The sequence below is a fragment of the Sandarakinorhabdus rubra genome, from assembly GCF_010994245.1.
GTDB classification, from domain to species: Bacteria; Pseudomonadota; Alphaproteobacteria; order Sphingomonadales; family Sphingomonadaceae; genus Sandarakinorhabdus; species Sandarakinorhabdus rubra.
In genome coordinates this window covers 1-11,327 of record NZ_WMHO01000077.1, presented here as the reverse complement: position 1 = coordinate 11,327, position 11,327 = coordinate 1, and the positions used below count along the sequence as shown (strand labels likewise).

Annotated in this window: 12 protein-coding genes; 9 read left to right on the top strand and 3 right to left on the bottom strand. The window is 67.3% G+C overall.

Going from position 1 to position 11,327, the window contains the following annotated elements:
- From GJV64_RS06735 to GJV64_RS06695, 9 genes are all read left to right on the top strand, one after another.
- Nucleotides 1–1,140: sensor histidine kinase (locus GJV64_RS06735; RefSeq protein ID WP_164156501.1), on the top strand; the 1,140-nt coding region annotated here is incomplete at its 5' end.
- Between the two features lie 234 nt (nt 1,141–1,374).
- Nucleotides 1,375–2,373 (top strand): substrate-binding domain-containing protein, encoded by a 999-nt coding sequence (locus GJV64_RS06730; RefSeq protein WP_235927631.1) that lies wholly within the window; start codon nt 1,375–1,377, stop codon nt 2,371–2,373.
- Nucleotides 2,370–3,773 carry a phosphate ABC transporter permease subunit PstC gene (gene pstC, locus GJV64_RS06725; protein WP_164156500.1) on the top strand — a complete coding sequence of 468 codons (1,404 nt, stop codon included), beginning with the start codon at nt 2,370–2,372 and terminating at the stop codon, nt 3,771–3,773. Before GJV64_RS06730 ends, pstC begins: the two co-directional genes overlap by 4 nt.
- Entirely contained in the window at nt 3,770–5,071 is a 1,302-nt protein-coding gene (pstA, locus tag GJV64_RS06720) for a phosphate ABC transporter permease PstA (protein ID WP_164156499.1), read from the top strand. Before pstC ends, pstA begins: the two co-directional genes overlap by 4 nt.
- A gap of 50 nt (nt 5,072–5,121) precedes the next feature.
- Nucleotides 5,122–5,868: a phosphate ABC transporter ATP-binding protein PstB gene (pstB, locus tag GJV64_RS06715; protein WP_235927630.1), complete on the top strand. Its 747-nt coding sequence runs from the start codon at nt 5,122–5,124 to the stop codon at nt 5,866–5,868.
- A 27-nt stretch (nt 5,869–5,895) separates the two neighbouring features.
- The gene (gene phoU / locus GJV64_RS06710) at nt 5,896–6,615 is read left to right on the top strand and encodes a phosphate signaling complex protein PhoU (RefSeq protein WP_164156497.1); all 720 of its coding nucleotides are present in this window, start codon (nt 5,896–5,898) and stop codon (nt 6,613–6,615) included.
- Between the two features lie 27 nt (nt 6,616–6,642).
- Nucleotides 6,643–7,362, top strand: coding sequence for a phosphate regulon transcriptional regulator PhoB (gene phoB, locus GJV64_RS06705; protein ID WP_164156496.1), 720 nt, complete (start codon nt 6,643–6,645; stop codon nt 7,360–7,362).
- A gap of 89 nt (nt 7,363–7,451) precedes the next feature.
- Entirely contained in the window at nt 7,452–8,348 is an 897-nt protein-coding gene (locus tag GJV64_RS06700; RefSeq protein WP_164156495.1) for an SDR family oxidoreductase, read from the top strand.
- A 155-nt stretch (nt 8,349–8,503) separates the two neighbouring features.
- Nucleotides 8,504–9,406, top strand: coding sequence for a hypothetical protein (locus tag GJV64_RS06695; protein ID WP_235927629.1), 903 nt, complete (start codon nt 8,504–8,506; stop codon nt 9,404–9,406).
- On the opposite strand, the gene GJV64_RS06690 is transcribed toward GJV64_RS06695, so the two are convergent.
- From GJV64_RS06690 to GJV64_RS06680, 3 genes are all read right to left on the bottom strand, one after another.
- Nucleotides 9,403–9,756 carry a DUF2794 domain-containing protein gene (locus tag GJV64_RS06690; RefSeq protein ID WP_164156494.1) on the bottom strand — a complete coding sequence of 118 codons (354 nt, stop codon included), beginning with the start codon at nt 9,754–9,756 and terminating at the stop codon, nt 9,403–9,405. The two genes, GJV64_RS06695 and GJV64_RS06690, sit on opposite strands and share 4 nt — an antisense overlap.
- Nucleotides 9,757–9,787: 31 nt before the next feature.
- The gene (epsC, locus tag GJV64_RS06685; protein WP_164156493.1) at nt 9,788–10,486 is read right to left on the bottom strand and encodes a serine O-acetyltransferase EpsC; all 699 of its coding nucleotides are present in this window, start codon (nt 10,484–10,486) and stop codon (nt 9,788–9,790) included.
- Between the two features lie 138 nt (nt 10,487–10,624).
- Nucleotides 10,625–11,143 (bottom strand): carboxymuconolactone decarboxylase family protein, encoded by a 519-nt coding sequence (locus GJV64_RS06680; RefSeq protein WP_164156492.1) that lies wholly within the window; start codon nt 11,141–11,143, stop codon nt 10,625–10,627.
- Nucleotides 11,144–11,327 lie beyond the last annotated feature (184 nt).

The following is an 11,327-nucleotide window of genomic DNA, read 5'->3' as shown; positions in this document are numbered from 1 at the left end:
CTGCTGGCGCTGGCTGCACTGTTGCTGGGCTTCGTGTTCGGCCGCATGGGCCGGCCCGATGTGGCGCCGCTGCCACCGCCGGCCCTGCCGGAGCCGCCAACGCCGCCGCCGCCAAGCGACCGCATCGCCATTGAAAGCCTGAACGATGCCGTGCTGGTGGTGCGGGGCCCCCAGGTGGAAGCCGCCAATGCCGCCGCTCGCGCGCTGTTCGGCAGCCGGGTGGTGGGCAGCGACCTCAGGCTGACGGTGCGCCACCCGGTGCTGCTCGACGCGCTGGAAACCGCCATGGCCGGCCGCCCGGCGCAGCAGCGCGAGGTGGGCGGCCTGGGCAACGACAATCGTGCCTTTCGCCTGCGCATCGTGCCCGATGGCGAAGGCGGCAGTGCCGGGCGCAACCTTATCCTGCTCGACGATGTCACCGAGGCCAAGGCGACCGAGCGCATGCGGGTGGATTTCGTCGCCAACGCCAGCCACGAGCTGCGCACGCCGCTCGCAACACTGACCGGCTTCATCGAGACGCTGCAAGGCCCGGCGGCCGAGGACGAACCGGCCCGCCAGCGCTTCCTCGCCATCATGGCGCAGGAGGCCGACCGCATGCGCCGCCTGATCGACGACCTGATGAGCCTGTCGCGCATCGAGCTGGACAAATACGTGCGCCCCACCCAGCCGCTCGACCTGAAGGGCATCGTTGCAGAAGTGGGCCGCACGCTGGCCATGCGGCTGGAGGCCGATCAGCGCCGGCTGGTGATCGACGAGCCGGCCGAACTGCCCCGGGTGATCGCCGATCGCGACCAGGTGCTGCAGGTGCTGCACAACCTGATTTCCAACGCGCTGAAATATGGCCGGTCGGGCACCCCCATCCGGGTGACGCTGGCCTTGCGGGACGCTGCCGATGCCGGCGGTGCCGGCATGGTGCGGGTGACCGTGGCCGACGAGGGCGACGGCATCGCACCTGAACATCTGCCGCGCCTCACCGAGCGTTTCTATCGGGTCGATTCCCAGCGCAGCCGGACGCTCGGCGGAACCGGCCTGGGGCTCGCCATCGTCAAGCACATCATCGAACGCCACCGCGGCCGGCTGGAGATCGACAGCCGGCTGGGCGAGGGTACGAGCGTGAGCTTCACCCTGCCGATGGCCTGAAGCGCAGACGTCCGACCGGGGCGCAATAAAAATGTCATCAAATCGTCATACCCCGCTCACCGGCGGCCGCTATCGGCTGCGCTGTCACGAAGGGGCAGGCCGAGTCGTCCGGCGCCCGGCACGAGGTTTCGCAATTTGTCGCAGCGGTTCTCTGTCAGATTTGGCACTGTCAGCACCGGTCGCCGCACTCTGGCCGCGCTGGGCCCTGGGCTGGGTCTTGCGTGTTCGGCGGCATTGCTTCTGGCCGGCTGCGGCGGTGGTGGCCGCACCCAGATCCGCATTGTCGGCTCCTCCACCGTCTATCCCTTCACCACGGCAGTGGCCGAGCAGTTCAAGCGCAAATGGCAGGATTTCCCGGCGCCGATCGTCGAATCGACCGGGACCGGCGGCGGCATCAAGCTGCTGTGTGCCGGGTTGGGCTCGCAGTTTCCCGATGCCGCCAACGCCTCGCGCCGCATCAAGAAGAGCGAGGTGGAAGATTGCGCCAGCCACGGCGTCAAGGGCCTGATCGAGCTGCAGGTCGGCATTGATGGCCTGGTGATGGCACAGAGCCGGCAGGCGAATTTCCCCGGCCTTACCGAACGTGATGTCTATCTTGCGCTGGCGGCCAATCCGTTCGGGCGCGGCCCCAACCGGGCCCGCACCTGGAAGGACGTGAACCCGGCGCTGCCCGATATCCGCATAGAGGTGATCGGCCCGCCGCCCACATCGGGCACGCGCGACAGTTTCAATGAGCTCTACATGCTGAAGGGTTGCAACAGCGAGCCGGCGATGAAGGCGCTGAAAAAGAGCGACGAGGGCCGCCACAAGCAGATCTGCGAGAAGGTGCGCGAGGATGGCGCCTTCGTCGAGGGCGGCGAGAACGACAATCTGATCGTCCAGAAGATCGCCGCCAACCCCCGGGCCTTGGGCGTGTTCGGCTACAGCTTCGTCGAGGAGAATGGCGACCGCGTGAAGGGCCTGCCGCTGAACGGGGTCGAGCCGAGCTATGACAATATCGCCAGTGGCGCCTTCCCGGCGTCGCGGCCGCTGTATCTTTACGTGAAGGCCCAGCACGTGCCGGCGGTGCGCGGCATGCGCGAGTTCCTGGCCGAGTTCGCCCGCGAATCGACCTGGGGTCGGCGCGGATATCTGTCGCGCAAGGGGTTGGTTGCCTCGCCCGATCCGGTGCGCCGCGCCGGTGAGACGGTGGCGCGCAGCCTCGCCGTGATGGACGTGGGTGCCCTCACATGAGGCTGTTGATCGCCTTGCTGCTGGTGCTGGGCCTGGCGGGCCTGGCGTTCCTTGCCGGGCGCGCGCGCGGCGAGCGCATGGCGGTGGCGGCCGCGGGCGGCAACAGCCGGCTGGGCACCATTCATTCCCGTCCCGTCCACCATGGCGCCTATGTTGCCCTGCTGGCGCTGGCCCCGGCGCTGATCGTGCTGGCCGGCTGGAGCCTGATCGGCGATCGGTTTGTGGAAGGCCAGCTGATCGGCACCCTGGCCCCGGCCGAGCAGCCGGCCAGCCGCAACGACCGGCAAGCCCTGATGAACGAGGTGCGTGGCCTTGTCTCGGGCGATCTGCCCACCGCCTTCAACCCGCTGGCGGCGCGGCTGGCGCCGGCCTATGCGGCGGCCAGCGCCAATGCTGACCTGCTGGCGGGGGCACTGGCGGTGGCACTGCTGTGCGCCGGTGGCCTGTGGGGTTATTCGCGGCTGCGCCCGGATTTCCGCGCCCGCAACCGGGTCGAGCGGCTGGTGCGCGCCGTGCTGCTGCTCACCAGTGTGGTGGCAATCCTGACCACCTTCGGCATCGTGCTGTCGCTGATCTTCGAGTCCATCCGCTTCTTTCGCCTCGTCTCGCCGGTCGAGTTTCTCACCGGCCTACAGTGGAGCCCTCAGACCGCGCTGCGCGCCGACCAGGTCGGTGCGTCGGGCGCCTTCGGGGCGGTGCCATTGTTCTGGGGCACCATCTTCATCGGCGCCATCATCGCCATGGCGGTGGCGATCCCGCTTGGGCTGCTGTCGGCCATCTATCTCACCCAATATGCCGATCCGCGCCTGCGGCGCTGGCTGAAACCGATGCTGGAGCTGCTCGCCGGGGTGCCCACCGTGGTCTATGGTTTCTTCGCGGCCCTGACCGTGGCGCCGCTGGTGCGCAGCCTTGCCGTGGCGCTGGGCATGACCGACGCCTCGTCCGACAGTGCGCTCGCCGCCGGGCTGGTGATGGGCATCATGATCGTGCCCTTCGTCTCCTCGATGGCCGATGATGCACTCACCGCCGTGCCGTCCTCCATGCGCGATGGCAGCCTGGCGATGGGCGCCACCATGTCGGAAACGGTAAAGAAGGTGATGGTGCCTGCCGCCCTGCCGGGCATCGTTGGCGGCGTACTGCTGGCGGTGAGCCGTGCCATCGGCGAGACGATGATCGTGGTGATGGCGGCGGGCCTCGCTGCCAATCTCACCGCCAATCCGTTCAGCAGCGTCACCACCGTCACCACCCAGATCGTCGCGCTGCTGACCGGTGACCAGGAGTTTGACAGCGCCAAGACTCTCTCGGCCTTCGCGCTCGGGCTGGTGCTGTTCATCATGACGCTGATCCTCAACATCTATGCGCTGGCCGTGGTGAAGCGCTATCGCGAGGCCTACGAATGACGGCATTGGCCGCTCCGCTGGCCGAACGCGGACCCACCGACTGGACATCCACGGAGATGACGCAGCGCATCGCCCGCCGCTATCGGGCCGAGCGCAACTTCAGGCGCCTGGGCCTGCTGGCGCTGCTGGTCGCCGCGAGCTTCCTCGCCTTCCTGCTGTTCACTATCGTGCGCGACGGCTGGACCGGTTTCCAGCGCAGCGAGGCGCGGCTGGAGGTGGTGTTCGATCCGGCCGTGCTGGGCGTGGATCCGGCCGCAGTCGGCCGCGCTGGCGGCGACCGGCTGCTGGCCACTGCCGATTACCCCGCACTGCTGCTGGCCACCGCTGCCCAGCTTGGCCCGGCGGCCGACACGCTGTCCGATGCCGCCTGGCTCGATCTGCGTGAGACGCTGCAGGCCGATCCGACGCTGCTCGGCCAGCGCGCCACCATCTGGGTGCCGGTGCGCTCGTCAATTGACCTCCTGGCCAAAGGCAAGTTCGATCTGTCCGCGCCGTCCGACAGCCGCGGCGTGTCCGACGAGGAGGTGGCAGACTGGCGTTGGCTTGAGCGCGAGAACCGACTGCGCACCGGCTTCAATGGCGCCTTCATCAGTGGTGCCGATTCCACTGAACCGGAACTGGCCGGCATCGGCGGCGCCGCGCTCGGCTCATTGTTCACGCTGGCCATTACAATCGCCATCGCCTTCCCCCTGGGCGTGTTGTCGGCGGTGTGGCTGGAGGAGTTCGCGCCCCGGGGCTGGCTGGCCGACGTGATCGAGCTGTCGATCAACAATCTCGCGGCCGTGCCTTCGATCATCTTCGGCCTTCTTGGTTTGGCCTTCTTCCTCAATATCGCCGGGCTGCCGCGCTCCTCGCCCCTGGTTGGCGGCATCACGCTGGCGCTGATGATCATGCCGGTGATCGTGATCGCGGCGCGGGTGGCGATCAAGTCAGTGCCGCCTTCGATCCGCGATGCCGCGCTGGGCATCGGCGCCTCGCCGCTGCAGGTGGTGTTCCACCATGTGCTGCCGCTGGCGCTGCCCGGCATCATGACCGGCACCATCATCGGCATCGCCCGCGCGCTGGGTGAGACTGCGCCTCTGCTGCTGATCGGCATGCGCGCCTTCGTTACCGATGTGCCGCAGGGCGTCACCCAGTCTGCCACGGTGCTGCCGATGCAGGTGTTCCTGTGGTCGGACGATGTGCAGCGCGGCTTTGTCGAGAAGACGTCCGCCGCGATCCTTATCTTGCTGGTCATCCTGATCGCGATGAACAGCCTGGCCATCTATCTCCGCAACCGCTTCGAGAGGCGCTGGTGAACCCGAATCCTGCCCAAAATCCGGCGATTGGCCACAATCAGCAGCCCAAGATGACAGCGCGCGGCGTCAATGTCTTCTATGGCCAGAAACAGGCCATCAAGAATGTCTCGATCGACGTCTCGTCCGATCACGTCACCGCCTTCATCGGTCCTTCGGGCTGCGGCAAGTCCACCTTCTTGCGCTGCCTCAACCGCATGAACGACACTGTGGACAGTGCCCGCGTGGAAGGTGACATCGCGCTCGATGGCCAGGACATCTATGCGCCCCAGATGGACGTGGTGCAGCTGCGCGCCCGCGTTGGCATGGTATTCCAGAAGCCCAACCCGTTCCCCAAGTCGATCTATGAGAATGTCGCCTATGGCCCGCGCCTGCACGGCCTGGCGCGCAGCAAGGCCGAGATGGATGCGATTGTCGAAAGCGCGCTCCGGCGCGCCGGCCTGTGGGACGAGGTGAAGGACCGGCTGAGTGAAAGCGGCACCGCCATGTCGGGCGGGCAACAACAGAGATTGTGCATCGCGCGGGCCATCGCGGTCGATCCCGAGGTCATCCTGATGGACGAGCCCTGCTCGGCGCTCGACCCGATCGCCACCGCCCGCATCGAGGAGCTGATCGACGAACTGCGCGGCCGCTATGCCATCGTGATCGTTACCCACAACATGCAGCAGGCGGCCCGCGTCTCCCAGAAGACGGCCTTTTTCCACCTCGGCAGCCTGGTGGAGTATGATGATACCTCGACGATCTTCACCAACCCGCGCGAGACCCGCACCAAGGACTATATCACCGGCCGTTACGGCTGATCCCCAGTTCCGAAAGGCTTCCCCCCCATGGCTCCTCCCGCCGAGTTTTCTGCCCACACCGTCAAGAGCTTCGATGAGGACATCGCGCAGCTGCGCGCCGTCATCACGCGCATGGGCGGCCTGTGCGAGACACAGATCGGCGATGCCGTCGACGCGCTGGTGTCCCGCAATGTCGAGTCAGCGCGCGCCGTCGTCGAGCAGGATGCCCGGCTCGACGCGCTGGAGGCCGAGGCCGAGGCGCTGGCCGTGCGCATCATCGCCCTGCGCGCGCCGCTGGCTGACGATTTGCGGGAGATCGTGGCGGCACTGAAGATCGCCGGGGTGCTGGAGCGGATCGGCGATTATGCCAAGAATATCGCGAAGCGCGCCTCGGCCGTGGCCCATGCCCAGCCGATTGGCCCGGCGGTGATCATCCCGGAAATGGCGCGTGTGGTGATCGAGATCATCCATGACACGCTTGATGCCTATGTCGATCGCGATGCCGCCCGCGCCAATGCCATCCTGTCGCGCGACCAGCAGGTGGACGAGTTCTACAACTCGCTGTTCCGCTCGCTGCTCACCTTCATGATGGAAAACCCCCACTACATCACGCCGTCCACCCACCTGCTGTTCGTGGCCAAGAACCTCGAACGGATTGGCGATCACGCCACCTCGGTGGCCGAGATGGTGCATTATTCGGTGACCGGCCAGCGCCCCGCCGAACGGCCCAAGAATGATTTCACCTCAACGCTTTACAGTCCCGAGTAACAGCAAACCGGCACAGGAGCCTGACCGATGCGCGCCAAGATCCTGCTTGTGGAAGACGATGCCAGCCTGATCGAGCTGGTGACCTACAATCTCGAGAAGGAAGGCTTTGACGTCATCCGCACCGGCGATGGCGAGGAAGCCCTGACGCTGGCCGAGGAGGAAAAGCCCGATCTCGTCATCCTCGACTGGATGATCGCCAACCTGTCTGGGATCGAGGTGTGCCGCAGGCTGCGCCGGGCGCCTGCCACCGCCAACCTGCCGATCGTGATGCTCACCGCCCGCGGCGACGAGGCGGACCGGGTGCGAGGCCTGGAAACCGGCGCCGACGATTACATGACCAAGCCCTTTTCGCCGCGCGAGTTGATCGCCCGCATCCGTGCCGTGCTGCGGCGCCTGCGCCCGGCGCTGTCGGGCGGCCAGCTCGACTTTGCAGGCATCGCCATGGACACCACGGCGCACCGGGTGACGCGCGACGGCCGCACCGTGCAGCTGGGGCCGACCGAGTTTCGCCTGCTGCGCCATTTCCTCGAACATCCCGGCCGGGTGTTCAGCCGCGAACAGCTGCTGGACGCCGTGTGGGGCCGCGATGTCTATGTGGAGCAGCGCACCGTTGACGTGCACATCCGGCGCCTGCGCAAGGCGATCAACGCCGGGCCGGGCGGGAGCGAACTGCCTGACCTCATTCGCACCGTGCGTTCGGCCGGCTATTCGCTGGATGCCGCGGTCGCCGGACAGGTCGCCGCCTGACCGTCCGAATTCGGCGCAAATCGCTTTGCACCCCGGCGCGGCGCCGCTAAACGGCGTCGCGCAAGCATGATTCATCAGGGGTAATCACCATGTCGCTTTCCTTCGAAGGGCGTGTCGCCATCGTCACCGGTGCCGGCGGCGGTCTGGGCCGCGCCTATGCTCTCGAGCTCGCCCGCCGCGGCGCCAAGGTTGTTGTCAACGATCTGGGCGGCGCCCGCGATGGCTCTGGCGCGTCGCTGTCGGCGGCGCAGGCGGTGGTGGACGAGATCACGGCAGCCGGTGGCGAAGCGATGGCCAATGGCGCCAGCGTGACCGACATGACGGCGGTGGAAAAGATGGTCGCGAACGTCAAGGAACGCTGGGGCCGCGTCGATATCCTCATCAACAATGCCGGCATCCTGCGCGACAAGACGTTCGTGAAGATGACGCTGGATGAGTTCCGCACGGTGCTCGACGTGCACCTGATGGGCAGTGTCAACTGCACCAAGGCGGTGTGGGAAATCATGCGCGAACAGGCCTTTGGCCGCATCCTGATGACAACTTCGTCGACCGGCCTCTACGGCAATTTCGGCCAGGCCAATTATGGCGCCGCCAAGCTGGGCTTGGTTGGCCTGATGAAGACGCTGGCGCTGGAAGGCGCCAAGTACAACGTGCACGTGAACACCATCGCGCCGCTGGCCGCTACCCGCATGACCGAGGACCTGATGCCGCCGGCGCTGCTCGAGAAGATGGGCCCGGAAACCGTGGTACCGGCCGCCATCTATCTCGTGTCCGACGAGGCGCCGACCAATGTCGTGCTCAACGCCGGTGGCGGCGGCATCGAGCGCGCCTATGTGACCCTCACGCGCGGCATCCACCTGTCGGCCGAGGAGTTGACCGCAGAAACCGTGGCAGCGCGCTTTGCCGAAATCAGCGACCGCACCGGCGAACTGGTGCCCGACAATGGCGGCGCGCAGGCGCAGGTGGCGCTCGGCGGCGCGCGCTGATCGAGGAACGCGATCTGGATGCGGCGGTTGCCGCCGGCATCCTCGATGCGGCCACGCGCGAGCGGCTGGTTCAGTTCAGCCGCGACCTGAGGCGGGGCACGGCCGGCGGGGACGAGGAGAGCTTCCGGCTCCTCACCGGTTTCAACGACATTTTCGTGAGCATTGCCATCGGCCTTCTGCTGGTGGCGATTGGTGGCCTGGCCAGCCTGGTCTCCACGCTTGCCGTGGGGCTGGCGCTGGCGCTGGCCAGTTGGCTGCTGGCCGAATATTTCACCCGCCAGCGCCGCATGGCCCTGCCGTCCATCCTGTTGCTGCTCGGCTTTGTCGGCGCGCTGTTCGTGGCGGCGCTCGCGCTGTTCGGCGGCTGGCAGGCAATGACGGACGGTAGCCAAAGCGGCCTCGCGTCAGGCGCGATGCTGATGGTCAGCGGCGGCGTCGCGGCAGCCGCTGCAGCCTTGCACTGGTGGCGCTTCCGCGTGCCGATCACCATTGCCGCTGGTGCTGCCGGCGTGTCCGTGGCGGCGATCAGCATGGGAGCGGCGCTGCTCGGGCCGGCCTTCAGCCTGGTGGGAGTCAATCCTGTCAGCGTGCTGGTGCTGATCTGCGGGCTGGGCGTCTTCGCGCTGGCGATGTGGTTTGATGGCCGTGATCCGGCCCGCATCACCCGCCGCAGCGACGTCGCCTTCTGGCTGCACCTGCTGGCGGCGCCAATGCTGGTCCATCCGCTGTTCAGCGGCACCGGCCTCAGCAGTGCCGCCGGGCGGCCCGAGACTGCGGCAATCATCGTGATCGCCTTCGGATTGCTGACCCTGGTAGCGCTGGCCATTGATCGGCGCGCGCTGATCGTCTCGGCGCTGGGCTATGCCATCTATGCGATGCAGACCCTGTTCGGGCAGGGCGGGCTGCTCTCGATGGGGGTCTATGGCGCCTTGCTGATGGTCGGTCTGATGCTGGTGTTCCTGTCGGCGGCCTGGCGCCCGGCGCGGGCGCTGCTGATCGTGCGGCTGCCGGTTGGCTGGCGCGCCAGCCTGCCCACGCTGGCAGCGCCGCCGCGCTAGCCCTCTACCGCCTTGAGCAGCCGGCGCTCCACCACAGCCAGCACGCCGGCAAGATCATGCCCGCGCTTCAACACCGCGCCGCCTTCGCCATGCAGCACCCATTCGCCCTGGCGGTGGCGCAGGGACGGGTCCTTCACCAGCCGCACTTCGGGGTTCTCGGCGGCGCGACGGAAGGCCGAGAAGCTCGCCTGCTTGGCACCCAGCTCCAGCGCATAATCGCGCCACAGGCCGGCGGCGACCATGCGGCCATACAGCGACATGATGCGGTCGAGCTCGAGGCGGGTGAAGGCGACCTGGCGGGAGGCGGGGGCAATGCCGGTCGCAGCGGGCAGCGGGATGATGTTGCTCACGCCCCAGATGTGACGCGAGCGGCGCCCGCGGTCAACTTGCGCGTGAGGTCCGACGCGGGCGGCGTTCCTGTTCCGGCGGCCGTTCCCGTGTGAGTTCGTCGAGGCGGGCGCGCAGCTGCTCGATCTCGCAGCGCAGCAATTCCAGTTTCTGGGTTTCCGGATCGAACTTCTGCGCGCATGGCGTGCCATAAGGCAGGAACGGCTTCACATATTCCTCGGCCGTCATCACCACCGGCTTGGCCGGGATGCCCACCATGGTGGCGCCCTCCGGCACGTCGCGCGTGACGACCGCATTGGCGCCGATGCGCGCCATGGCGCCCACGGTGATCGGCCCCAGCACCTGGGCGCCCGAACCGATGATGGCGCCGTCCAGCACGGTGGGGTGGCGCTTGCCGCCGCGCCCGCCGGCCGGATCGGTGCCGCCCAACGTCACGCACTGGTAGATGGTGACATCATTGCCGATCTCGGCCGTCTCGCCGATCACCACGAAGCCATGATCGATGAAGAAGTTGCGGCCAATGCGGGCGCCGGGATGGATGTCGATGGCGGTGAACAGGCGGGACACGTGGTTCACCAACCGTGCCAGGAAGAAGAAGCGCAGGGAGAACAGGAAATGCGCGACGCGGTGCAGGGCCAGCGCCCACACGCCGGGATAGATCAGGATCTCCCAGCGCGAGCGCGGCGCCGGATCGCGCCGCTTCACCGAATCGAGATAGGCGATCAGACCCATTGCACGTCTCCGGCAGGCCCCACCACCAGAGAAGGGGAGCCTGACCAATTTGAGCAATACTTAGACCGGTTCAATGCAAAAGGCCAGCCTTCCCGTCGGAAAGCTGGCCTTTCTGGTGCGCAGCAAAGCTGCCTTGCGTCACAGCGCCTGCAGCGTTCGCGCCACGGCGTGGACCACGGCGGCGATGCGCACCGCGGCCTGGATCTTGTCGGCCGCGACGCCGTGCTGGGCCAGCACCTTGTCGTGCGCGTCGATGCACATGCCGCAGCCGTTCACCGCCGAAACCGCCAGGCTGAACAGCTCGAAATCGGCCTTCTCGATGCCCGGCGCACCGATCACGTTCATCCTGAGCTTGGCCGGCATCGTCTTGTAGTCGGGCCGCGAGGCCATATACGTGAAGCGATAATAGATGTTGTTCATCGCCATGATGCTGGCCGCTGCCTTGGCGGCGTTCAGCGCTTCCGGCGTCAGCTTCGGCGCGGCCTCGGCCTCCACCGCATCGATCAGCGGCTTGTGCGCGCAGGCATGCGCCACCGCCACCAGCGTGCCCCACTTCTGCTGATCAGTGAGCAGCTGTTCGGTGAGCAGGCTGGACACGTTGAGGCGCAGGTCCTTGGCGTAATCAGGCAGGGTCTTGGCGAGTTCGGAGAAGATCATTGGACTCCTTTCCCCTCGGCTTCGCTGGCGAGGGAGTCGTTGGCAAAGGGGGAAGGGGCCGCGGGCAAAGCCCGCGGCTGACGTCGAAGCGGTTCGCGGCGCGGGAGCGCGCCGCGCCCGCCCGGCCGGCCTTGCCGGAGTCGGTGGATAGCGCGCTGCGCTATCCACGCGCCCGGCTGCGGCT

What these genes read in the sequence shown, in the direction of transcription:
- pstC (WP_164156500.1), top strand. Translation starts at nt 2,370, where the DNA reads ATGAGGCTGTTGATCGCCTTGCTGCTGGTGCTGGGCCTGGCGGGCCTG.
- GJV64_RS06700 (WP_164156495.1), top strand. Translation starts at nt 7,452, where the DNA reads ATGTCGCTTTCCTTCGAAGGGCGTGTCGCCATCGTCACCGGTGCCGGC.
- pstA (WP_164156499.1), top strand. Translation starts at nt 3,770, where the DNA reads ATGACGGCATTGGCCGCTCCGCTGGCCGAACGCGGACCCACCGACTGG.
- pstB (WP_235927630.1), top strand. Translation starts at nt 5,122, where the DNA reads ATGACAGCGCGCGGCGTCAATGTCTTCTATGGCCAGAAACAGGCCATC.
- phoB (WP_164156496.1), top strand. Translation starts at nt 6,643, where the DNA reads ATGCGCGCCAAGATCCTGCTTGTGGAAGACGATGCCAGCCTGATCGAG.
- phoU (WP_164156497.1), top strand. Translation starts at nt 5,896, where the DNA reads ATGGCTCCTCCCGCCGAGTTTTCTGCCCACACCGTCAAGAGCTTCGAT.
- epsC (WP_164156493.1), bottom strand. Translation starts at nt 10,486, where the DNA reads ATGGGTCTGATCGCCTATCTCGATTCGGTGAAGCGGCGCGATCCGGCG.
- GJV64_RS06680 (WP_164156492.1), bottom strand. Translation starts at nt 11,143, where the DNA reads ATGATCTTCTCCGAACTCGCCAAGACCCTGCCTGATTACGCCAAGGAC.